Annotated in this window: 19 protein-coding genes; 12 read left to right on the forward strand and 7 right to left on the reverse strand. The window is 72.0% G+C overall.

All coding sequences use genetic code 11. From position 1 onward, the window contains the following. Positions 1-113 precede the first annotated feature (113 nt). On the forward strand, positions 114-488 hold the full coding sequence (locus Q9G87_RS15390) for a DoxX family protein (protein ID WP_305917015.1): 375 nt from the start codon (positions 114-116) through the stop codon (positions 486-488). 73 nt (positions 489-561) lie between these two features. Further along, positions 562-714 carry a hypothetical protein gene (locus tag Q9G87_RS15395; RefSeq protein WP_305917016.1) on the forward strand — a complete coding sequence of 51 codons (153 nt, stop codon included), beginning with the start codon at positions 562-564 and terminating at the stop codon, positions 712-714. 141 nt (positions 715-855) lie between these two features. Here the strand turns inward: Q9G87_RS15395 and Q9G87_RS15400 are convergent, their stop codons facing one another. The 4 genes from Q9G87_RS15400 to Q9G87_RS15415 all read right to left on the reverse strand — a co-directional run bounded on the left by Q9G87_RS15400 (position 856) and on the right by Q9G87_RS15415 (position 4,662). Further along, positions 856-1,677: a phosphoenolpyruvate hydrolase family protein gene (locus Q9G87_RS15400; protein ID WP_305917017.1), complete on the reverse strand. Its 822-nt coding sequence runs from the start codon at positions 1,675-1,677 to the stop codon at positions 856-858. After that, the gene (locus Q9G87_RS15405; RefSeq protein WP_305917018.1) at positions 1,674-2,909 is read right to left on the reverse strand and encodes a Tm-1-like ATP-binding domain-containing protein; all 1,236 of its coding nucleotides are present in this window, start codon (positions 2,907-2,909) and stop codon (positions 1,674-1,676) included. The genes Q9G87_RS15400 and Q9G87_RS15405 overlap by 4 nt, the downstream gene beginning before the upstream one ends. A gap of 66 nt (positions 2,910-2,975) precedes the next feature. After that, entirely contained in the window at positions 2,976-3,938 is a 963-nt protein-coding gene (locus Q9G87_RS15410; RefSeq protein ID WP_305917019.1) for a phosphotriesterase family protein, read from the reverse strand. A gap of 16 nt (positions 3,939-3,954) precedes the next feature. Beyond that, positions 3,955-4,662: a GntR family transcriptional regulator gene (locus Q9G87_RS15415; RefSeq protein ID WP_305917020.1), complete on the reverse strand. Its 708-nt coding sequence runs from the start codon at positions 4,660-4,662 to the stop codon at positions 3,955-3,957. Positions 4,663-4,804: 142 nt separating this feature from the next. On the opposite strand from Q9G87_RS15415, the gene Q9G87_RS15420 reads away from it, so the two are divergent. The 3 genes from Q9G87_RS15420 to Q9G87_RS15430 are packed head-to-tail and all read left to right on the forward strand — an operon-like array spanning position 4,805 to position 7,565. Next, a complete protein-coding gene (locus tag Q9G87_RS15420; protein ID WP_305917021.1) occupies positions 4,805-5,581 on the forward strand; it encodes an SIS domain-containing protein in 777 nt (258 codons plus the stop codon). Next, entirely contained in the window at positions 5,578-6,270 is a 693-nt protein-coding gene (locus Q9G87_RS15425) for an SDR family oxidoreductase (protein ID WP_305917022.1), read from the forward strand. The genes Q9G87_RS15420 and Q9G87_RS15425 overlap by 4 nt, the downstream gene beginning before the upstream one ends. Continuing rightward, complete coding sequence (locus Q9G87_RS15430) at positions 6,267-7,565, forward strand: FAD-dependent oxidoreductase (protein ID WP_305917023.1); 1,299 nt, start codon at positions 6,267-6,269, stop codon at positions 7,563-7,565. The genes Q9G87_RS15425 and Q9G87_RS15430 overlap by 4 nt, the downstream gene beginning before the upstream one ends. Here the strand turns inward: Q9G87_RS15430 and Q9G87_RS15435 are convergent. The 3 genes from Q9G87_RS15435 to Q9G87_RS15445 are packed head-to-tail and all read right to left on the reverse strand — an operon-like array spanning position 7,543 to position 13,465. Further along, on the reverse strand, positions 7,543-9,381 hold the full coding sequence (locus Q9G87_RS15435) for an MGH1-like glycoside hydrolase domain-containing protein (RefSeq protein WP_305917024.1): 1,839 nt from the start codon (positions 9,379-9,381) through the stop codon (positions 7,543-7,545). The genes Q9G87_RS15430 and Q9G87_RS15435 overlap by 23 nt on opposite strands. 8 nt (positions 9,382-9,389) lie before the next feature. Further along, positions 9,390-11,375 carry a glycoside hydrolase family 127 protein gene (locus tag Q9G87_RS15440; RefSeq protein ID WP_305917025.1) on the reverse strand — a complete coding sequence of 662 codons (1,986 nt, stop codon included), beginning with the start codon at positions 11,373-11,375 and terminating at the stop codon, positions 9,390-9,392. After that, positions 11,372-13,465, reverse strand: coding sequence for a golvesin C-terminal-like domain-containing protein (locus Q9G87_RS15445; RefSeq protein WP_305917026.1), 2,094 nt, complete (start codon positions 13,463-13,465; stop codon positions 11,372-11,374). Before Q9G87_RS15445 ends, Q9G87_RS15440 begins: the two co-directional genes overlap by 4 nt. 299 nt (positions 13,466-13,764) lie before the next feature. Between Q9G87_RS15445 and Q9G87_RS15450 the strand changes: the two genes are divergently transcribed. Genes Q9G87_RS15450 through Q9G87_RS15480 form a run of 7 tightly spaced genes read left to right on the forward strand, consistent with a single transcriptional unit; the run spans position 13,765 to position 21,630 of the window. Continuing rightward, positions 13,765-14,829, forward strand: a complete 1,065-nt coding sequence (locus Q9G87_RS15450; RefSeq protein WP_305917027.1) for a LacI family DNA-binding transcriptional regulator — start codon at positions 13,765-13,767, stop codon at positions 14,827-14,829. After that, positions 14,826-15,755: an ABC transporter permease gene (locus tag Q9G87_RS15455; RefSeq protein ID WP_305917028.1), complete on the forward strand. Its 930-nt coding sequence runs from the start codon at positions 14,826-14,828 to the stop codon at positions 15,753-15,755. The genes Q9G87_RS15450 and Q9G87_RS15455 overlap by 4 nt, the downstream gene beginning before the upstream one ends. Beyond that, a complete protein-coding gene (locus Q9G87_RS15460) occupies positions 15,752-16,576 on the forward strand; it encodes an ABC transporter permease (RefSeq protein ID WP_305917029.1) in 825 nt (274 codons plus the stop codon). The genes Q9G87_RS15455 and Q9G87_RS15460 overlap by 4 nt, the downstream gene beginning before the upstream one ends. Positions 16,577-16,620: 44 nt before the next feature. After that, entirely contained in the window at positions 16,621-18,186 is a 1,566-nt protein-coding gene (locus Q9G87_RS15465) for an ABC transporter substrate-binding protein (RefSeq protein WP_305917030.1), read from the forward strand. Beyond that, entirely contained in the window at positions 18,183-19,217 is a 1,035-nt protein-coding gene (locus Q9G87_RS15470; protein ID WP_305917031.1) for an ABC transporter ATP-binding protein, read from the forward strand. The genes Q9G87_RS15465 and Q9G87_RS15470 overlap by 4 nt, the downstream gene beginning before the upstream one ends. Beyond that, positions 19,214-20,029: an ABC transporter ATP-binding protein gene (locus Q9G87_RS15475; RefSeq protein WP_305917032.1), complete on the forward strand. Its 816-nt coding sequence runs from the start codon at positions 19,214-19,216 to the stop codon at positions 20,027-20,029. Before Q9G87_RS15470 ends, Q9G87_RS15475 begins: the two co-directional genes overlap by 4 nt. After that, a complete protein-coding gene (locus tag Q9G87_RS15480; RefSeq protein WP_305917033.1) occupies positions 20,026-21,630 on the forward strand; it encodes an FAD-dependent oxidoreductase in 1,605 nt (534 codons plus the stop codon). Before Q9G87_RS15475 ends, Q9G87_RS15480 begins: the two co-directional genes overlap by 4 nt. Positions 21,631-21,645: the final 15 nt, after the last annotated feature.

The raw sequence follows: 21,645 nt of genomic DNA on the forward strand, positions 1-21,645 counted from the left end.
CTCTAACTTGAACTCTCAAGTGATCGCATCCGGGTTTCGCTTGACGCTTCAAGTCCATGGGGCGTACATTCGACTTGAATCTTCAAGTCAACCCCCCATGGATCGGAATACCGATGAACGTCGCCCTCTGGATCGTCGCCGGCCTGCTCGCCCTCCTGTTCCTCGCCGCCGGACTGATGAAGATCAGCCAGCCGAAGGAGAAGCTGGCCGCCTCCGGCCTGGCGTGGACCGAGGACTTCTCCGCCGGCGCCGTCAAGGCGATCGGCACGCTGGAGCTGCTGGCCGCCATCGGACTGATCCTGCCCGCGGCGCTCGGCATCGTGCCGGTGCTGACGCCCCTGGCCGCGGCCGGCCTGGTCGTGGTCATGATCGGAGCGGCGGTCACGCACGCCCGCCGCAAAGAGCCCCAGATGATCGTGGCCAACGTGGTGCTGCTCGCACTGGCCGCCTTCGTGGCCTGGGGCCGGTTCGGCCCGTACTCCTTCTGACGGAATAGGGCGCGGAAGGGTCCTGTTCCACGGCGCACAAGTTCAGACGCGAACGTCTGACGAAGGGATCGTCATGGAAATCGCCTTCATGCTCGCCATGAGCATCTTCATCGGCATCGTCCTCACCGGCGGGGTCGCCGCCCTCGTGCTGAGCGGCATCAGGGACCGGGAGTGGCCGGTGCGCCGGTGGCGGAGCGTCGTCTACCGCGGCTTCGTCCCGCGTTGACCCAAGCCTCATCCGGGAGACTGGAGTGGCGGCAGGGCTGTAGCCCCGACGCGACGCTGCCCTCCTCGGCGTTGGGGTGGTTGTGGCGGCTCGAAGGCCATCGTGGGCACGCTGCCGGGGCTGACGTGCATGACAGACTCCTCAGAAGCTCAGTGACTTGAAGGCTCGGACCTGCTCGGTGATGGCGCGTTCGGTCGGCAGCCGCTCGACGGACGAGGCGCCGAAGAAGCCGACGACGCCCTTGGTGCGTGACAGCACGTAGGCGGCGTCCTCGGGCTCGGCGATCGGCCCGCCGTGGCAGAGCACGAGCACGTCGGGCCGCACGGCGGCCGCCGCGTCCCGCATCGCCTGCACCAGCTCGGCCGCCTCGTCCAGGCTCAGCGCGGTGCCCGCGCCGATGCTGCCCTTGGTGGTCAGCCCCACGTGCGGGACCAGCACGTCGGCGCCGGCCTCGGCCATGGCCCGCGCCTGGTCCTCGTCGAAGACGTAGGGCGCGGTGACGAGGTCGCGCTCGCGGGCCAGCCGGACCATCTCGACCTCCAGGTCGTAGCCCATGCCGGTCTCCTCCAGGTTCTGCCGGAAGAGCCCGTCGTATAGGCCCACCGTCGGGAAGTTCTGCACGCCGGCGAACCCCATAGCCTTGAGCTGGTCGAGGAAGAGCGGCATGACGCGGAACGGGTCGGTCCCGCAGACCCCGGCCAGCACGGGGGTGTCACGGACGACCGGCAGCACTTCGGAGGCCATCTCGACGACGATCTGGTTGGCGTCGCCGTACGGCAGGAGCCCGGCCAGCGAGCCGCGCCCGGCCATCCGGTAGCGGCCGGAGTTGTAAATGATGATCAGGTCGACGCCGCCGGCCTCGGCGCACTTGGCCGACAGGCCCGTGCCTGCGCCCGCGCCGACGATCGGCCGTCCCGCGGCGACCGTGGCGCGGAGCCTGTCGAGGACGTCCTGCCTGTTCACGAGGCACCTCCGATGATCAGGTCGTGGAGCCGCTCGGCCATGGCGCGGCCGAAGGCGGGGTCGTTGATGTGCAGGTCGAGGTCGTCGACTGCGACGCCGGAGCCGCGCAGGCCCTCTTCCATGGCTTCGAAGCAGGCCGCGTCGGCTTTGGGGTCGGCGAAGGCGGCGCCGGGCGCGTCCAGTGCCGAGACCCCGCGCCGGGGCACGAACAACGCCGCCGGCCCTTTCGCCTCGCGCAGCTTGGCGGCCACCCGGCGGCCGAGCTCGCGCATCTCCTCGGCAGTGGTGCGCATGAGGGTGACGGTCGGGTTGTGCACGTACAGGAGGCGGTCGGCGAACGCGGCGGGCACGGTGTCGCGGGGGCCGAAGTTGACCATGTCGAGCGCGCCGGGCGCCACCACCTGCGGCACGCCGTGCGCGCCGGCCGCGGTGAGCCGCTCGGGTCCTGCCGACAACACGCCGCCCACGAGGTCGTCGGCCAGCTCGGTGGTGGTCAGGTCGAGCACGCCCGCGAGCATGCCGCCGGCCGCCAGAGCCTCCAGAGCGCGGCCGCCGGAGCCGGTCGCATGGAAGACCAGCACCTCGTAGCCGAGCTCGCCGAGCCGCTCCCGGGCGGCGTCCACCGCCGGGGTGGTGACCCCGAACATCGACGCACCGATCAGCGGCGGCTCCTCAGCGGCCGCGGTCCGCACGGCCTTGGCGAGCTGGTACGCCCTGGCCATGCCGGCCGCCGCGGCGGCCGCGTTGCCGAGGATGGCCCGCGAGACCCGGTTGACGCCCGCGATGTCGACCACGCTGTACATGACCGTGACGTCCTTGGCCCCGACGTACGGCGACACATCGCCGGAGGCCATCGTGGAGACGATCAGCTTGGGCACGCCGATCGGCAGGTCGCGTACGGCCCGCGCGGCGATGGACGAGCCGCTGCTGCCGCCCAGCGCCAGCACGGCGTCCACACGGCCGTCGGCGTGCAACCCGGCCAGGATCGCGGCCGCGCCCTCGCCCATGGCGGTCACGGCGGCGCCCCGGTCGCCCGCCTCCTTGAGCGCCCGCACGTCATGCCCGGCCGCCGCGGCGACCTGCTGGTTGGTGATGTCGACGAGGGCGTCGTGCGCGCCGACGCCGGCGTCGACCACGATCACGTCGCTGCCCTGCTCCACGAGCCGGTTGCGCAGCCACGCGTATTCCTCACCCTTGGTGTCGAGGGTGCCGATCAGTACGACAGACGGCATGTCATGCCACACCTCTCTGCTGGAAGACCTTTCTTGGCCGATTGGGCACGGCGTTGATGTGCCCGGTCAGCCGCGGCTCCATGTACGCGGCCGGGCGCCGGAGAACAGGGCGGCGGGCGCCTCCCTCATGATCACATCGACCATGGCGCGGCCGAGCCGGCGTTCGAGGCGCGGCAGGAAGACCCGGCCGAGGACGTCCATGCCCGGTCCTCCGCCGTACGCGCGGAGCATCGAGCGACGGCCGACGTCGGTGCCGAGGCAGAGGTGATCGGCCAACCCGGCGGCGGCCATGCCCTCGATGAGGTCCAGGATGCGTGAGTCGGGCCCGTACTTGATCCGGCCCACCGTGTCGTAGACCAGGTAGGCGCCGCGAGTGACAAGCTCGCGGTGCAGCTCCAGGTCGGCGTTGCGGTCGGTGTGGCACAGGAGGACCCGGTGGGCGGGGACGCCGAGGCCGGCCAGCCGGTCGAGGATCTCGTGGGCGGCCGTCCCCGTCTCGCAGTGCACCGCGACCGGCACACCGGTGCGCAGGGCCGCCTCGGCCCCGGCGCGGAACCATCGGTCCTCCTCGGCCGTGATGCGCTGGTACGACGCGCCGAGCTTCACGATTCCGGCCCGCACCGTCGTCGGCACGGGCCGCGGGCCCGCCCAGTCACGTTCGTCCATGCCGATCGTGAGGTCGGTGAGGACGACGTCGAGGAGGACGTCGTCGGAGACCTCGCGGGCCCAGTGCCAGGCCGGGTAGTGCGCCGAGCGATGATAGCCCGTCGCCGCCACGACGTGCAGCCCCGTTCCGGCGGCCAGCTTGGCCAGCGCCGCCGGGCGCCGCCCGAGGCCGACGGGCGTCAGATCGACGACGGCGCCGATCCCGCTGGCGCGCACCATGGCCGCCTCGGCGGTGGACTTCGCCTCGTCCCAGAACTCCTCGCCGGGCAGCGCGGGGGTGCGCAGGAAGAGATGCTCGTGCGCGTCGAGGTATCCCAGCTCCGATGCCGCCACCGGCCCGAGGACCGTCATGACCTCCGTCACGTCAGGGCTCCGTTCGCTAGCGCGCCAGCGTGACGTGGAAGACGAACTCCTCGCCCGCGTACCGGGTCTGGGTCTTCTCCAGGGGCTGGCCGTTCTGGTTGAGGATGAGGCGCTCCTCGACGAGCAGCGCCGCGCCCGGGGCGATCTCGAGCAGCTTCGCGTCCTCGCCGCCCGCGTTGACGGCGACGAGGGTCCCCGTGGCGCTCGTGGGGACCTCGCCGAGGGCCCGCAGCGCGTCGTGCAAGGAGCCGCGTTCGAGGTCCTCGTTCAGCACGGCGCCGCAGGACATGGGGAGCACGACGTCCTCGATCGCGACGGGTCTGTCATCGGCGAGCCGGAGCCGCCGCACGTGCGTCACCTTCGTCCGCGGGGGCAGGTGGAGCGCGGCGACCTCGTCGGCGGTGCCGGTGCGCAGCTCCGCCACCAGGATCCGTGAGCGGGCCACCGCTCCGCGCCCGGCCATCTCCTCGGTGAACGAGCGCAGCCGCGCGATGTCGCGATGCACTTTGGGCTCGGCCACAAAGGTGCCGACCCCCGGCACGCGGTAGATGAGCCCCTCCTCGACGAGGCGCTGGGTGGCCTGGCGCACGGTCATCCTGCTGACGTCGAACAGGGCGGACAGCTCCGCGTCCGACTCCACCCCGTCCCCGGGACGCAGGTTGGCGATCCGGCTGCGCAGGTGCCGCTCGACGGCTTGGTGCCGAGGGATCGATCTCCTCGTCACGGCCGCATCCGGGATGCTCGACCCTTATGCATACGGACAGTCTAGACAGGTACCCGGGCCCTCGGATCTCTTGACGATGTATCGGCACGAAAGTTAACTTCGGGGCACCAGTCTAGACAGGTTGGACTAAAGGAGACTCCTGATGACCATGAGCTGGATTTCCGCGGCGCAGAAGGTGCTGGAGGAGGTCCGGCGGACGCAGGAGGCCGCCATCGAGCGGGCGGCCGCGCTGGCCGCGCGCTCGATCGCCGGTGACGGCGTCGTCTACGCGTTCGGCACCGGCCACTCCAGGATGCCCGTCGAGGAGATCTTTCCGCGGTACGGGTCGTTCCCCGGGTTCCATCCCATCGTCGAGCTCTCGATGACCTTCCACAACCAGGTGGTCGGCGCGAACGGACAGCGTCAGGCCATGTTCATCGAACGCGTCCAGGGGCTCGCCGACCAGATCCTGGCCAACTTCCGGCTCCGGCCGCGCGACAGCCTGATGGTCTTCAGCGTCAGCGGGCTGAACGCCGTGCCCATCGAGATGGCCATCGGTGCCAGGAAGGCCGGCCTCCCGGTGATCGTCGTGACGTCCCTGGCCGAGTCGAACGCGGGCCCGGCACGCCACCCGAGTGGGACCCGCCTGGCCGACCACGGGGATGTCGTCATCGACCTGTGCTCACCGGTCGGGGACGCGCTGTGCCAGGTGGGCGGCGTGGACGAGCCGATCGGCCCGGTGAGCACGTTCACCGCGGTGGCGATCGTGAACGAGATCAAGGTGCGCACGGCCCGCCTGCTGGCCGCCGACGGCATCGTCCCGCCGGTCATCACCAGCTCCCGTCTGGTGGGCGAGGAGCGCAGCTCGGAGCTGTTCGAGGCGGCGTACCTCGACTTCGCCCGGCGCGCGGCCGGGACGCTGCGCGCGGAAGGCAGATGACGATGCGGGTTCTCGTGGCGGGTTGCGAGGGCGGCATCGGCAGCGCGTGCGCGGAAACGGTGCGCGCGTCCGGCGGCCAGGTGTACGGCGTGGACGTCGGCACGACGGACGTCACCCGGCCCGGCGGCGCCGAGGAAGCGATCTCCCAGGCGCACGCGGCGCTCGGCGGGCTCGACGGCGTCGTGCACGCGATCGGCATGTCAGGTCGCCGGCTGGGCGACGGCCCGATCACCGGCTGCACCGACGAGGCGTGGGCAGAGGTGCACCGGGTGAACCACGAGTCCGCCTTCCGCCTGCTCAGGGCGGCCATCCCGAGGCTCGGGCGGGGCGGGTCGATCGTGATCGTGGGGTCGGCCCTCGCCACGTCGCTGGACCAGGACTTCCGGACCGTGGCGTACGCCAGCGCGAAGGGCGCGCTGATCCCGCTCGTGCGCTCGGCCGCGTTCGACGCCGCGCCCGCGGGAGTGCGGGTGAACCTGGTGGCCGCCGGGCTGGTGGACACCCCGATGGCCCGGCGCGCGCTGGACTCCCCGGAGATCGCAGCGCGGATGGCCGAGCTGATGCCGCTCGGCGGCACGGCGTGCACGCCGCAGGAGGTCGCGGACGTGGTGATGTGGCTGCTGTCGGCCGCGGCCCGGCGTACGACCGGCGCGGTCGTCCCCGTCGACGGAGGGTGGCACCTGCGATGAGGCTGACCGTCGAACAGGCGCGGGCCGTCCCGGTCCTGTGGCGCGGCGACGTCGTGGTGGTCGGCGGCGGATCGGCCGGGTGCGCCGCCGCGGTGGCCGCGGCACGCTCGGGCGCCCGGACCCTGCTCGTCGAGGCGTCGGGGTTCCTGGGCGGAACCGGTGCCGCGGTGCTCGACACGTTCTACGGCTTCTACGCTCCCGGGCGGGCCGATCGCGTGGTGGGCGGGATCGGCTGGGAGCTGTGCGAGCGGCTCCTGTCGTGGGAGCAGGCGTTCGAGCGGCCCAACACCTACGGAGCGGGCACCGGCGTGACGTACGAGCCGGAGGCGTTGAAACAGGCCTGGGACGAGCTGACCGAGGAGGCTGGCGCCGAGACGCTCCTGCACGCCACGGTCAGCCGCGTGGTCATGGACGGCGGCAGGATCGCCGAGGTGGTCGCCGAGACGAAGGCGGGCGCGCGGCGGATCATCGGGGCCGTGTTCGTGGACGCCACCGGCGACGCGGAGCTGGCGTGGCGGGCCGGCGCCGCGGTCGAACGCCCCGACGGCGACCAGCGGGTGCAGCCGCTGACCGCGACCTTCCGGCTGGGCAACGTCGACCTCGCCGCGACACCGACCGCGGAGCTGCACCGGCTGATGCGGGAGGCGGCCGCGTCGGGCGAGTTCGCCCTGCCGCGGACCGAGGGCTCCGCGCACCGCACGGTTCTCCCGGGCGTGGTCCACACGAACATGACCCGCGTCAGCGACGTCAACCCGCTGGACCCGTGGGAGTTGTCCGCGGCCGAGCGGGAGGGCCGCCGTCAGGTACGCGAGTACGTGCGTTTCCTGAAGGCCAGGGTCCCCGGGTACGCGCAGGCGTACCTGCTTGGCGTCTCCGTCCGCATCGGCGTGCGGGAGAGCCGCCGCCTCATCGGCAGGTACGTCCTGACCCGCGAGGACGTCCTGTCCGGCCGCCGTTTCCCCGACGAGATCGCCCAATGCGGGGCGCCCATCGAGGACCACGCGGCCGGCTCGTCCACCATCTGGCGGTACGTCGGGGGCGAGCCGGCCGGGATGACCTACGGCGTGCCGTACCGATGCCTGCTGCCCCAGGACGTGCCCGGCCTGCTCGTCGCCGGCCGGTGTCTGTCGGCCACCCACGACGCGCACGCGTCCGTCCGGTCGATGGCGCAGTGCATGGCCATGGGACAGGCCGCGGGAACGGCGGCGGCCCTCGCGGCCGCGGCCGGCCTGCCGCCCGCCGAGGTCGACGTCGCCGCGCTGCGCGCCGCGCTCACGCCAGGCCGTCCTTCATGAAGAAGTCCACCTCGCCGCGTTCCATGAGGACGATGAGGCTCAGCAGCGCGCCCCAGGTCTGGAAGGGCTCGCTGTTGGGTTTGTCGCACGCGCCGCCATGGATGCTGGAGTAGTTCTCGTGCACGTGACGGTGCTGGTTCCATTCCTTCAGCACGAGCCTGGAGCTGCCCTCGGCCAGCCATGCGGCCGCGTCCCGCTCCCCCGCGCGCAGCAGGCCCAGGTAGACGAGGAAGTTCACCGGCGGCCACGCCCGGCCCGACCAGTAGCTGCCCTCGCTGAGATCCACCGGCTCGCTGCGGGGCGAGGAGGGCAGGATCCATTCGCCGCCGAAGCCGTCGCCGGTCGTCAGGTGCCCGGACACCATCCGCGCGGCCCGCTCGCCGAGTCCGACGCCGGCCAGGAGGGGATAGAAGCTCATCGTGGACAGCCGCTCGGTCGGCAGCCCGATGTCGGTGCGCCTGCTGCGGTAGATGCCGCTCGGCTCGTCCCACAGGGACTCCATCGCCGCCACGACGGCCGCGTGCCGGGCGCGCAGCTCCGTCGCGGCCGCCCGGTCGCCGAGGATGTCCGCGATGTCGGCGAGCGCCTCGCAGTCGGCCGCGTACAGGCTGTTCAGCCCCACGTCGTGGGCGGCGAGCAGGCTCTTCGACTGGTCGAAGGGCACGTCGTCGAAGACCGGGTGCCCGTCCCAGCCCGTCTCGCAGGTCGCGCCGAAGTGCTGGTGGATGCGTGGGATGTCCTGCGGTGAGGGGAACTCGGGGTCGAAGTACGTCGAGCCGGCGCACAAGAGGTCGCCGTCCCTGCGTACCCGCCACCACCAGCGGTTCCAGGACAGCAGCGGGCCGAATGCCTCCTCCAGGAACCAGCGGTCGGCGTACCTGCGGTAGAGCTCCCGGGCGACCAGCGAGCCGACGGGCGGCTGCGACCCGTCGTACGTCTTGCGGCCCGTGCCCTGCTCGACGTTCGGGACGAAGCCCTCCGGAGTCAGCGCCCGGAGCATCTCGACCGTGTTGACGTAGGCGAGCTCCTTGCTCGACACGGCCGCCAGCAGCGCGTTGAAGAACGCGTCCCAGCAGAACAGCGCGTAGCCACCGCGCTTGCCGACGTTCCAGAGCCGGCTGACCGTGGTGATCACCCGGGACCCGGCCGGCTCGTAGATGGTGTTCCAGGAGATGGCGTCCCTGACGATCTCGCGGTGCTGGGCCAGCGGGTCCGTGCCGGCCTCGCCGATCCCGGCAGCGGCGCGGGCCACGATCGCCGCGATTTCCCGCAGGTCACGGGCCCGGCCGGTGCTGATCCCGACGGCGCCGGTCAGCTCCATCGCCAGGTACGGCCCGTCGATGTCGGTATAAGGGTCGTCGACGTGCGCGGCGGTGCCGTGGACGTCGATGCTCCCGCCCGGCCCCGTGGCGATGATCCGGTCGCCGTCGCGGCTGACGGAGCCCGGCCGGTTCCACAGGTAACCGACGCCGACCGTCAGCAGGGCGCTCTTCTGCTGGTTGGCCGTGGGCGTCACCAGCACGACCAGGTCGTCTCCCGCATGCGCGGTCTGCACCCGGATCGTGATGCCGGCCCACGTCACGCTCGCCTCGGTGTATCCGCCGTCGTAGGCGTGCCGGCCCAGGGTGACGGTCTCCGCGCCCTCCGTGCGGCGGCCGATCTGCGCGGTCCGCAGCGACGTGCCCCGGTAGTACTCCTTCAGTCCGAGTGACAGGCCCAGCGCGTCGGGGAGGAGCACCTGGGTGAGCACGCTGCGCGTGTCCCAGGTGTTCCAGCCCCGTGCGAGCGAGGCCTGGATGTTCGCGTAGTCGGTCATGTGGTCCTTCACGTGGCGAGGTCGGTCGGTATCCATACCCGCATCGCGTGCGGGCCACGGTTGGCCCAGGCGTAGTACGGGATGAGCGTCACGGGCACCGCTCTCGCGGCGGCGGCCGGCTCGCCGTACCGGCGGTAAGGGGTCGCGGCCTCGCCGGCGACCACCAGACCCTGGGTGCGCAGCACGGTCACCCCGTCGAGCAGGTCCGGCCGGTGCTCGGGCCGCAGCGGGGCGGACGGGTCGATGCGGATGTCCTCCAGGACGACGCCGGGCGACTGGTCGGCCTGTTCGATCGCGTACACCAGCGGGCCGCGGGCGACGGCGACGCAGCCCCGGGTGGCGTCCACCCGGGGGCCGGCCTGCAGGAGCCGGGCGGTCATCGGCAGCTCCAGCAGCACCCGGTCGCCGGGACGGAAGACGCGCCGGGTCCGGGCGTATTCACCGGCCGCGACGGGCCGGCCATCCAGAGCCGCTCCTTCGGCCCAGTCCGGCACCCGCAGGGCCAGTTCCACCGGCCGCCGTGGCGCTTCGCGCACGGTCACGGCGATCCGGCCGTCCCACGGGTACCGGGTGTCGATCTCCACGGCGAACTCGCCCGAGCGCAGCGAACCCGGGGCGTACACGTGCACCTGCAGACCGTCGGCGCTTCCTGTGGCCAGGTAGGCGGGCAGGGCGGCCAGCGTGCGCATCACGTTGGGCGGACAGCAGGCGCAGTTGAACCAGGGACGCCGGCCGTGCGCCGGGGACCGCTGCACCTCGCCCCTGGCGCCGGTACGCCGGTGCAGCGTGTTGACGTAGAAGTACTCCGCCCCGGTCAGCGACACCGCGGGCAGCACCGCGTTGTAGAGCACGTGCTCCACCTGGTCGGCGTACCCGCACTCGCCGGTGGCGAGCAGCAGCCGCCAGGCCCACTGCAGGACGCCGATCGCCGCGCACGTCTCCGCGTACGCCCGGTCCGGCGGCAGCTCGTACGGCTCGCCGAACGCCTCGCCGTCCCACCGGGACCCGACCCCGCCGGTGACGTGCTGCTTCTGCCGGCGCATCGCGTCGAACCGCCGGCGGAGAGCGGCAAGCAGCTCGTCGTCGCCCGTCTCGATCGCCACGTCGCTCGCGCCGGAGGCGAAGTAGACCGCGCGCACAGAGTGCCCCTCCACCGTGGCGGCCTCGCGTACCGGCACCCGGTCGGCGTAGTGCGCCGGGTCTGCGTAGTGCGACGGGTCGAAGCCGGGCTTGGTGGCGTGCCCGTACCCCCGGGTGTCCACGAAGTGGCGGGCCAGGTCCAGGTATCGCCGCACGCCGGTTTCCCGGTACAGCTCGACCAGGGCCGTCTCGACCCCCGGGTGCCCGTCCAGCTCGGTACGGGCGCCGGGGCCGAATGTGCCGGCCAGATGGTCGGCCAGCCGGGTCGCGACCCGCAGCAACCCGGTCTCGCCCGTCGCCCTGGCCGCCGCCACCGCCGCCTGGAACAGGTGGCCGGCGCAGTAGTGCTCGTGACTCATCCACAGCCGCGCGTACGGTTCCTCGCCGCGCAACCGCATCACCGAGTTGAGGTATCCGTCGCCGCCCTGGGCGGCGGCGACGGTACGGCTCAACTCGCGAAGCCGGTCACGCGACGCCTGGTCGGGACGGCGCGCGTGCTCCCAGGCCACCGCCTCCAGCCATTTGTAGACGTCGGAGTCCCAGAAGACGGCGCCTTTCGCGGTGCCGGTCGTCTCACCGGCTGCGATCCGCAGGTTGTCGAGATGACCGGTCTCGCTGAGCCGCTGGTAGGCGACGGGGATGGCCGCCCGGTTGGCGGCCATCCGGCGGGCCCAGAAGCCGTCGGCCAGGCGGCAGGCGGACAGCGGCAGCGGGCGCAGCGCGACCGCCGCAGCCGGGCTCGGCACCACCGGCCCGCCGCCGCCCGTCGCCACCAGACCGGCCTCAGTGCCGGGCTCGGTGCCGGGCTCGGTGCCGGGCTCGGTCCCGGTCCCGGGGCCGATCTCGGTCGTCATCGCGGCGGCTCCCGCCGGAACCGGACAGCGTCGGCGATGACCACGCCGTCGGCCGCATCGCTGAGCTCGACGTATCCGTCCAGGCCGGGACGGAACCGGTAGGTGCCTATCGACACCCATTCGCCGGTCCGCGCGTCGGGCATGCCGCGTTCCCGCTGGTTGACCGCGACCGGTGTGACGCCGTCGGCGTGGTGGACGACGTAGGTCGCGTTGGTGGCCCGGTTGGGGTCGGCCGAGTAGGACACCAGCACCTCGTAGCGGTCCTCGCCGGGCAACGCCGGTCGCCACCGCGCCACGCTGGTGCCGTCGCCCTTCGCGTGGGTCAGGTAGTTGAACCCGTAGTAGCCGCGGATGCCCCGGCTGCTGGGCCACGTGCCGGTGACCTGGAAGCCGAGCCCGCCGTTGTCGACGGTGACCTCCTCGCGCACGTCCGCCGGGTGCGGCGCCCGGACCAGGCTGAGCTGGTCCAGCCCGATGGCCCTGCCGCCGCCCCGCCCGGCGCCGGCAGACCTGAACCGGATGGTGTGCCGGCCGGGCCGTAACGCCATCTTGCCCAGCAGCACGACGTCGTAGCCGTCGCCGCGGAACGCGGTGAGGTCGAGGGTGGAGTTCCGCGGGGTCCGCCCGTCCACGGTCACCGTGACCAGGCCGCCGTCGGCCGACCTGTAGGAGCGCAGCCACAGCTCGTGCCAGCCGCCCCAGGGGACCACGAACGTGTACTCGATGAAATCGCCCGTCGCGCCGGGGGCGAACGCGGCGCGGGCGCCGTCACGCGCCGTGGCCTCTTCGACCACGGTCACGGTGCCGCCGGAGACGGTGGCGTGTTTCGCGTGGCGTCCCAGGTCGTGCGTGTGCTCGGTGAGCGCCGGGCCGGTGGCCAGGCTGTCGCGGCCCTGGGTGAGCCATTCCAGGTTGAACCGGGCCACCGCCACCCGCCGCGGGCTGCCGTCGAGGTCGCCGTCGCAGCCGTAGAGCAGCACGATGGTGCCGTCGGAGAGCCGTGCGAGGTCCGAGTAGTACCCCCGGATCGGGCTGATCGACCGGCGGTAGCGGAAGGTGTGGCCCTCGTCGTAGCTGACCGCGACGGTCATGTTCCACCGCATCGGCGCGTCGGGCCAGCTGAACAGCACCCGGTCGACCTCACTGCTGTGAGGACCCCCGGTGTATCGGATCAGGCCGGTGTCGACGCCGTTGAAGAGCCCGGGGCTGAAGTCCATCCTGGGCTTCGACCAGGTGAGGCCGCCGTCGGCGCTGACCGCGGTGTCACGGGGCCAGTCGTTGCCCGACCCCGGCCGGCTGTTCACGACGACCGTCCCGTCCGCCCGCTCCACCAGCCGCGCCTCACCCACGGCCGGCAGGCCGCCGCCCAGCGGTATTTCGCCGCCGGAGAGCCAGGTGCGCCCGTGGTCGTCGCTGTAGACGGTCGAGGCGCCGTAGTTGCGCTCCACGGCCGGCACGCCGGTGATGACGGTCCGGTGCCCGACGGTCAGCAGCAACCGGCCGGAGCGGAGCTGGATGCCGTGGCCCGGCCCCGGGCCGTGCATCGCCCAGTTGTACGGGAAGTGGTCGAAGATCCCGGCCAGGCTGCGCCGCTCGCCCCAGGTGGCGCCGCCGTCGGTGCTGGAGATGACGTACACCGTGCTGGAATCGGCCGAGCAGCTCGTGTTGCCGGGCAGTTGCTCGCACAAGTTGTGGAACAGGAACACTTCGCCGGTGACGTGGTCGACGACGAAGGTGGGATTGGCCCAGATCTCGCCGTTGACCGCCTGTGCGACCGTCTGGGTCGGGCTCCACGTCTCGCCCCGGTCGGTGCTGCGCCGTACCAGCAGGTCGTGCGGGCCGGCGTCGCAGACCTCGTGGCGGCCCTCCGTACAGGCCAGGATCGTGTCGTCGGGCAAGACGGCCAGCGCGTGGACGTGGTAGCTGGCGAGCGGGTCCACGGCGGAGTCCCACAGGGTGGTCTCCGCGAAGAACAGCTCGGCGCGGCCCGTCGTCCGGGCGTGGGCCTGCGCGTGGGACGGAAGGGCGAGTGCGCCGGCGCCGGCGGCGAGGCCGAGCGTGAACATGCGGCGGCTGATGGGGGTGCTCACTCGACTCTCCTTCAGGAGACAGGGCGGGTTGGGGGCAGCAGCGGCCCCTCGCCGTTCGTGCCGGTCAGCATCAGCGTGGTGACGCCCGCGGCGGCGATGGCCATGTCACCTCCTCAGAAGCGTGCCCCGGACGCTATCCGGGATCTTGCCCGAACGCCAGAGGCTAATAGGCATTAGCATTTCCGTCGCGTTACGAGCAGCGCATTCACCACCGATTTCTCCTGGTCTCTTGACATCGCCACGTAACGCGCAGAAACTCAGCGTCCATCGCGTTGTAGCGCATAACCAAGGAGGCGTGGATGACCCGCGGACCAGTGCGCCGGCCCACTCAGGCCGACATCGCGCGCCTCGCCGGGGTCAGTCAGGCCACCGTGTCACTGGTGCTCAACGAGCGCGAGTCGGAGGTGCGCATCAGCCCCGCGACCCGCGAACGGGTGCTGGCCGCCATACGCGAGTGGGGCTACGTCGCCAACGCCTCGGCCCGCTCCCTCGCCGGCGGACGCAACAAGATCATCGGGGTGCACACGTTCGAGCCGGTCTTCCCCACGACCAGCGTCGACTTCTACTTCCCCTTCCTGCTCGGCATGGAGCAGGCGGCCGCCGAGCTCGGCTACGACCTGCTGCTGTTCACCAGCGCCGGCGGCGAGCGCCAGATCTTCCGCGACGGGTCGACCCGGCTGTCGATCACCGACGGTGCGCTGCTGCTCGGCCGGGACCCCAACGTCGAGGAGATCGAGCGGCTCCGCGACTCCGGCTATCCGTTCGTCTATGTAGGGCACCGGGAAGTGTCCGGCCCGCCGGTGTCCTATGTGGCCGCCGACTACGCCGGGGCGACCCAGCAGCTCACCGAGCAACTGTTCGCGCTGGGGCACGAACGCGTGGCCTACGCCCGCATCGGCGACGGCGACGCGCAGCCCAGCCGTGACCGGGAGAAGGGCTTCCGGCGGGCGCTGCCGCCCGGCGGGGCCCGGCGGCTCGCGGGCCCGGTGTGGACGCTCGAGTCCCCCGAGGACGCGGCGGGCCTGCTGGAGGAGATCCAGCACGCCGGGATCACCGGTGTGGTCGCGGAGCAGGAGATGCTCGCCGAGGAGGTCCTGGCGCACGCCCGGCGGCACGGGCTGTCGGTCCCCGGAGACCTCAGCGTCGTCGTGCTGGGCGACTCCGCCGGCGCACGCGGGTCCGGCACTCCCTGGACCGGCCTGGTGGTCCCGCGGGAGCAGATGGGCCGGCAGGCCACCCGCCTGCTCGCGCGGTTACTGGAGACACCCGAGGAGACGGCCTGCCAGGAGAGCGTCGAGTGCCCCCTCACGCCAGGCGCGACCGTGGGCCCGCCGGCCCTCGGCGAACGGCGGGCGCGGCCATGATGCGGGTCATCGTCCAACGACTGCTCGTCGGCGTGCTGGTGATGTGGGGCGCGGCCTCACTCATCTTCCTCATCGTCCGCGTCGCGCCGGGCGACCCGGTGACGATCATGCTCGGTCCTGACGCGTCGCGCGAGCAGGTGGCGGAGCTGACCGCGCGGCTCGGTCTCGACCAGCCGCTGCTCACCCAATACTTCGGCTACCTGGCCGACGTGGTCCGGCTGGACTTCGGTGACTCCTACCGGCTCAACGCGCTGGCGATGGAGGCGGTGGCGGAGCGCCTGCCCGCCACCGCCGACCTGATGCTCGCCTCCACCGCCATCGCCGTCGTCCTCGGTCTCACGCTCGGGCTGGTGGCCGGCGGACGCCCCGGCGGGGTGGTGGACCGGGCGGTGTCCGCGAGCGCGATCGCCCTCCAGTCGTTCCCGACGTTCTGGGTCGGCATCATGCTGATCCTCGCCTTCGCGCTGGCGCTGCGGCTGCTGCCCAGCGCCGGGGCCGGCTCACCCGCCCACCTGATCCTGCCCGCGGTCACGCTCGCGCTGCCGTTCACCGCGGTGGTCGCCCGCTTGACCAGGAGCAGTGTCGCGGAGACCATGCGGGAGCCGTACATCCAGACGGCCCGGTCCAAGGGCCTGACCGAGCGGCAGGTGCTGCTCGGCCACGCGCTGCGCAACTCGCTCATCCCGGTCGTCACCGTGGTCGGGTTGCACATGGGCGGCCTGATGGGCGGCGCCGTCATCGTCGAGAACGTCTTCGCCTGGCCGGGACTGGGTTCGCTGGTGGTGGACGCGGTGTCCAACCGGGACTACGCGGTGGTGCAGGCGGCCACGTTCCTGATCGCCGGGATCGTCATGGTGTTCAACCTCGTGGCCGATCTGCTCTACTCCCAGCTCGACCCGCGCATCAGGCTGGAGGGTGCGTCATGAGGCGGTGGTGGCGCCGGACCCCGTACGCGGTGCTCGCGGCGTTCGCCGTGGTCGGCGGGCTCGGCCCGCTGCTCATCGACTACGACCCGGTTCGCGCCTCGCTGACCGACCGACTGCTGAGCCCGGGATCGCCCCTGTCGTCCGGCGGGATCGCCTGGCTCGGCACCGACGCCCTGGGGCGCGACGTGCTCGCCCAGGTCGTCTACGGTGCGCGCACGTCGGTGATCATCGGCATCGCCACGGTCGTGGCCGCCTGCGTCATCGGCGCCGCCGTCGGCACCGTCGCCGGCTACTTCCGTGGATGGCTGGACACCGTCCTCGCCCGCGGCATCGACATCCTGCTCGCGTTCCCGGCGATCCTGCTGACGATCGTGATCGCGGGCGCCTTCGAGCGCAGTGTCGTGGTCGTGGTCGTGGCGCTGTCCGCGACCGCCTGGATCTCCTTCGCGCGGGTCACCCGCGGTGTCGCGCTGTCCATCAGGGAACGGGCCTGGGTGGACGCGGCCCGGGTCCTCGGGGTGCCGCGGAGGTTCATCCTCCTGCGCCATGTGCTGCCGTTCGCCGCCGGTCCCGTGGTGGCTCTGGCGACGCTGGAGTTCGCCCTGGTGGTCCTGGCCGAGGCCGGGCTCAGCTTCCTCGGCATCGGTCTGCCCAACTCCTCGGTGTCGTGGGGCCAGACCATCGCGAACGGCAAGGAGTACCTCGCCACTGCCTGGTGGATCTCGACTCTGCCGGGCATCGCGCTGTCGCTGCTGATCATCAGCATCGCGATCCTCGGTGACCAGCTCACCGCCCGCTACGGACGCGGAGTCGTCAGGTGACGCGCCCGGCTCGGAAAAAACACCCCCAGTAAGGGAAGGCATCGATGACCAGAGCCCTCTTCCCCGCTCGGGAGCTCCGCTCCCTTCGTAATGCCCTCCGCAGCACCCGGCGCGTGGCCGTGGCCGCGCTCGCCGTCGCCGTCGCGCTGAGCGGATGCAGCTCGGCCACCGGCGGCGGCGCGGCGGGCGCCGGGGGCGGCGAGATCAACGTCGCCGGCACCTATCCGATCGAGAACCTCGACCCGGCCAGCCCTCAGGGCGGCAGCGCCACCGGCACTCAGCTGACCTCGCAGGCCATCTTCAGCCGGCTGGCCCGGCCGAAGCCGGACGGCACACTCGAAGGTGATCTCGCCACCTCATGGAAGTCCGACAGCACCGCCACCGAGTGGACGTTCACCCTGCGCCAGGGCGTGAAGTTCAGCGACGGGTCGGACCTCACCGCCGAGGACGTCGTCGCCTCGTTCAAGCGGCTCCTGGATCTCAAGAGCACCAACGCGGCCAACTTCCCCGGGTACACGATGACCGCCACCTCGCCTGCCGAAGTGGTGCTGAAGACGTCCAAGCCGGACGCGGCCGTCCCGTACAAGCTCGCCATCTTCTACGTGGTGCCGCGCACCGTGACGGGCGAGGACAAGGCGTTCTTCCAGAACCCGGTCGGCTCGGGGCCGTTCAAGCTGGAGAAGTTCGACTCCGCGGGAACGGTCGTCTTCGTGCCCAACCCGAACCACTACGGCGGCGCGCCCAAGGTCGGGCGGGTGACCATCCGCAAGATGCCCGAGCTCGCGGCGCGGCTGACCGCGCTGCGCACGGGCGAGGCCGACCTCATCTGGGGCATCCCCGACGACCAGTTGGCGCAGGTGCAGAGCGACCCCAACCTCAAGGTCCAGACGGTGCCGAGCACCGCCGTCTTCACCATGTGGTTCAACTCCTCCACGCCGGAGCTGAAGGACGCCGAGGTGCGGCGGGCGCTGTGGCAGGCGGTCGACTTCGCCACCGTCATCAAGCAGTTGTACCCGCAGACCGGCAGCCTGGCCGACGCTCCGATCTCGCCGATCACCCTGGGATACGCGCCCCAGAAGCCGGTCGGGTACGACGCGGAGGCGGCGAAGGCCGCGCTGACCAAGGCGGGCTTCGACTTCGACACCAAGCTCCGGCTGCAGTTCGCCAACGCCGAGTTCCGGCAGTTCAACCAGGCGGTGGTGTCCGACCTGGCGAAGATCGGCGTCAAGGTCGACCTGCTGGAGAAGGAGCAGGCGGTCTTCACCAAGGATCTGCTCGCGCTGAACTGGGACATCAACTTCCAGCAGCTGTCCAACCCCACCTTCGACGGGGCCAACACGCTCGGCCGGCTCTACCCCTGCGCGGCCAAGCGCAATGGCTACTGCAACCCGGAGCTGGACAAGCTGCTCGCCGCGGCCGGGGCGAGCCCGGACAAGGACGAGCGCGTCAGGCTGTACGGCGAGGCCAGCAAGATCATCTGGGAGGACGCGGTCGGCATGTTCCCCATGGCGGTCAAGTACGCCTACGCCTGGAACAGCCGCCTCTCCGGCGTCACGCCGGACCCGAACGGGCTGCCGGACTTCTCCCGCATGCAGGTCAACGGCTCATGACGTCGGTGTCGGCGCAAGCGACCACGTCCACCCGCCCGTCCGGTGACCCGCTGCTGCGGGTCGACGAGCTCGTCGTGGACCTGCCCGGCAGGGACGGCGCCGTCCGTGTCGTCGACGGGGTGTCGTTCGACATCCCGTCGGCGACGACGGTCGGGCTCATCGGCGAATCAGGGAGCGGCAAGACGATGACCGCGAACGCCGTCATCGGCCTGCTCCCCGACGGAGCCACGACCGGTGGGGCGCTGCGCTGGCGCGGCGAGGATCTGCTCCAGGCCGGCCCGGCCCGGCGCAGACGGCTCCGGGGCCACGAGATCGCGATGATCTTCCAGGACCCGCTGGCGGCGCTCAATCCGACCCAGACGATCGCCCGGCAGGTCGGGGAAATCCTCCGCAGGTCCGGCGGGCGCCGCGACGAGGTCCGCCGCAAAGTGGTCGAGCTCCTCGACCGGGTGGGGGTGCCCGAGCCGGCTCGCCGGCTCGGCAACTACCCGCACGAGTTCTCCGGCGGCCTGCGGCAGCGCGCCATGATCGCCATGGCTCTGGCCGGGAGCCCGGCACTGCTGCTCGCCGACGAGCCCACGACCGCGCTGGACGTCACCGTGCAGGCCCGCATCCTGCGGTTGCTGCGCTCGATTCAGGACGTCGAGGGGCTGGCCATGCTGCTCGTCAGCCACGATCTGCGGGTCGTGGCGCACGTGGCGCACCAGATCGTCGTCATGTACGCCGGGCGGGTCGCCGAACGCGGGCCGACCGCGGCCGTCCTGCGCCGGCCCGCCCACCCTTACACGCGCGCGCTGGTCGAGAGCGTTCCCGCGGTCCGGACACGTACCGCGATCGCGCACCCGCTCCCGGGCACCCCGGCCACGCCGGCCAACCGGCCGGCCGGGTGCGCGTTCCACCCCCGCTGCCCGCTGGCGCGTGACCGGTGCCGCACCGAGCAGCCGGCGGCCAGGGCGGTCGCACCTGGCCGATGGAGCGCCTGCCACTTCGCCGAGGAGCTGAACCCGTCATCGAGTTCCGGAGGGTCATGAGCGACATCATCGGCAGCCCGCTACTGGAAGTACGCGACCTTCGGGTCAGCTTCGGCCGGCGCGGCTCGCGCAGGTCGAGACAGGTCGTCGCGGTCGACGGCGTGAGCCTCACCGTGGGCCATGAGGAGACGGTCGGACTGGTCGGCGAGTCGGGCTCGGGCAAGACGACGGTGGCGCGCACCGTCGTCGGCCTCGTCAGGCCCGACTCCGGGTCCGTCCTGCTCGACGGTCAACGGCTGGGGCCGGCCGGGCGGCGGCCGGCGGCACTGCAGCGGGCCGTGCAGATGGTGTTCCAGGATCCGCGGTCGTCGCTCAACCCCCGGATGACGGTCGCGGCCATGATGAACGAGGTCTGGCGCACTCATCCGAGCTCGGCCCCGGCCGGCGACCGTACCGCCGAGCTGCACCGGCTGCTCGACGACGTCGGCCTCGATTCCAGTGTGGCCGAGCGGCGGGCGGGCGAGCTGTCCGGCGGGCAGTGCCAGCGGGTCAGCATCGCCCGCGCGCTGGCCGTCAGGCCGCAGTTGCTCGTGTGCGACGAGGCCGTTTCCGCGCTGGACGTGTCCGTTCAGGCGCAGGTCCTGCGGCTGCTGGTCGACCTGCGGCAACGTCACCGCCTGTCGATGCTGTTCATCTCCCACGACCTCGGCGTCGTGCACCAGATCGCGGACCGCATCGCCGTCATGCGCGGCGGCGTGCTCGTGGAGGAGGGGCCGGCCGGCGACGTCCTCGGCTCCCCGCGCCACGACTACACCCGCAGCCTGCTCGACGCGGCGCTCGAGTTGAACACCGGAGAAGGGATCGACGCGTGACTGGCTGGAAGGCCGATGTTCTGGTCGTCGGAGGCGGCCTCGGCGGGGTCGCCGCCGCGCTCGCGGCGTTGCGTCGTGGTCGCACGGTGCTGCTGACCGAGGAGGGCGACTGGCTCGGCGGGCAGCTGACCAGCCAAGGCGTGCCGCCGGATGAGCACCCGTGGATCGAGCAGTTCGGCGCGACCCGCTCCTACCGGGCGCTGCGTCAGGCGATCCGCGACCATTACCGCACCTGGTATCCGCTCACCCCGGCGGCCCGTGCCGTGACCGACCTCAATCCCGGGCTCGGCCGGGTGAGCCGGCTCTGCTGCGAACCCCGTGTCGCCGCCGCTGTCCTGGACGCCATGGTGGGCCCCTACCTCGCGGCGGGCCGGCTGGTGATCTGGCGCCGGCACCGCCCCGTGTCCGCCGAGGCGGCCGGCGATCGCGTGGCGTCGGTCTGTTTCGAGGGGCCGGACGGCGAACGCGTCGAGGCGAGCGCACCGTACGTCCTGGACGCGACCGAGCTGGGTGATCTGTTGCCGCTCGCCGGGGTCGAGCATGTGACCGGGTTCGAGTCGCGGGCCGACACCGGTGAGCCGAGCGCCCCCGCGCACGCCCAGCCGGACAACATGCAGGCGTTCTCCTGGGTGTTCGCGGTCGAGCACCGGGAGGGTGAGGACCACACCGTCGACCGGCCGAGCCAGTATGGGTTCTGGCGCGACTACCGGCCGCCGTTCTGGCCGGACCGCCTGCTCAGCCTCGTGGCGCCGGACCCGCGCACGCTGGAACCGGTGCCGCGCACCTTCGTGCCGCACGCCGCTACCGGGCCGATCGTGGCCGACCAGAGTCGCGATCCCGGGGACAAGGACCTGTGGGTGTTCCGGCGTATCCTCGCCCGCGAGCTCTTCGCGCCCGGTTTCGCGGTCAGCGACGTCACCGTGGTGAACTGGCCGATGATCGACTATCTGCCCGGACCGCTGATCGGCGTCTCCGACGCGGAGCGGGACAAGCATCTCGACGGCGCCCGGCAACTGGCTCTGAGCATGCTCTACTGGCTGCAGACCGAGGCGCCCCGGCCCGACGGCGGCGCCGGGTGGCCGGGGCTGCGCCTGCGCCCCGACGTCATGGGAAGCGTGGACGGACTGGCGAAGGCGCCCTATATCAGGGAGTCCCGGCGCATCCGCGCTCACCGCACCGTGGTGGAGCACGACCTGTCGCTCGCCGTGCGGGGCGAGCACGGCGCCGTGGCCTATCCGGACACCGTCGGGGTGGGCATGTACCGCATCGACCTTCATCCGTCCACCGGCGGCGACAACTACATCGACGTCGCCGGCTGCCCGTTCCAGATACCCCTCGGCGCGGTGTTGCCCGTGCGGGTGCGGAACCTGCTGGCCGCCGGCAAGAACATCGGCACCACCCACATCACCAACGGCTGCTACCGCCTGCACCCGGTCGAGTGGAACGTCGGCGAGGCGGCCGGGGCGCTCGCCGCCCACTGCCTCGACAACCGGCTCGAACCGGCACAGGTGCACCAGGACCCGGCGCTGCTCGAACGGTTCCAGAACGAGCTCGCGGCCGACGGTTTCGAACTGACCTGGCCGCAGGTCCGGGGGTACTGAGGCCGCGTGAGCCGG

The sequence above is a fragment of the Nonomuraea turcica genome (assembly GCF_030718205.1).
Classification (GTDB): Bacteria; Actinomycetota; Actinomycetes; order Streptosporangiales; family Streptosporangiaceae; genus Nonomuraea.

Bases quoted from the DNA above. Each gene is read 5' to 3' on its own strand.
- Q9G87_RS15405 (WP_305917018.1), bottom strand. From the start codon at position 2,909: ATGCCGTCTGTCGTACTGATCGGCACCCTCGACACCAAGGGTGAGGAA.
- Q9G87_RS15440 (WP_305917025.1), bottom strand. From the start codon at position 11,375: ATGACGACCGAGATCGGCCCCGGGACCGGGACCGAGCCCGGCACCGAG.
- Q9G87_RS15460 (WP_305917029.1), top strand. From the start codon at position 15,752: ATGAGGCGGTGGTGGCGCCGGACCCCGTACGCGGTGCTCGCGGCGTTC.
- Q9G87_RS15450 (WP_305917027.1), top strand. From the start codon at position 13,765: ATGACCCGCGGACCAGTGCGCCGGCCCACTCAGGCCGACATCGCGCGC.
- Q9G87_RS15435 (WP_305917024.1), bottom strand. From the start codon at position 9,381: ATGACCGACTACGCGAACATCCAGGCCTCGCTCGCACGGGGCTGGAAC.
- Q9G87_RS15465 (WP_305917030.1), top strand. From the start codon at position 16,621: ATGACCAGAGCCCTCTTCCCCGCTCGGGAGCTCCGCTCCCTTCGTAAT.
- Q9G87_RS15425 (WP_305917022.1), top strand. From the start codon at position 5,578: ATGACGATGCGGGTTCTCGTGGCGGGTTGCGAGGGCGGCATCGGCAGC.
- Q9G87_RS15470 (WP_305917031.1), top strand. From the start codon at position 18,183: ATGACGTCGGTGTCGGCGCAAGCGACCACGTCCACCCGCCCGTCCGGT.
- Q9G87_RS15475 (WP_305917032.1), top strand. From the start codon at position 19,214: ATGAGCGACATCATCGGCAGCCCGCTACTGGAAGTACGCGACCTTCGG.
- Q9G87_RS15420 (WP_305917021.1), top strand. From the start codon at position 4,805: ATGACCATGAGCTGGATTTCCGCGGCGCAGAAGGTGCTGGAGGAGGTC.
- Q9G87_RS15455 (WP_305917028.1), top strand. From the start codon at position 14,826: ATGATGCGGGTCATCGTCCAACGACTGCTCGTCGGCGTGCTGGTGATG.
- Q9G87_RS15430 (WP_305917023.1), top strand. From the start codon at position 6,267: ATGAGGCTGACCGTCGAACAGGCGCGGGCCGTCCCGGTCCTGTGGCGC.
- Q9G87_RS15395 (WP_305917016.1), top strand. From the start codon at position 562: ATGGAAATCGCCTTCATGCTCGCCATGAGCATCTTCATCGGCATCGTC.
- Q9G87_RS15390 (WP_305917015.1), top strand. From the start codon at position 114: ATGAACGTCGCCCTCTGGATCGTCGCCGGCCTGCTCGCCCTCCTGTTC.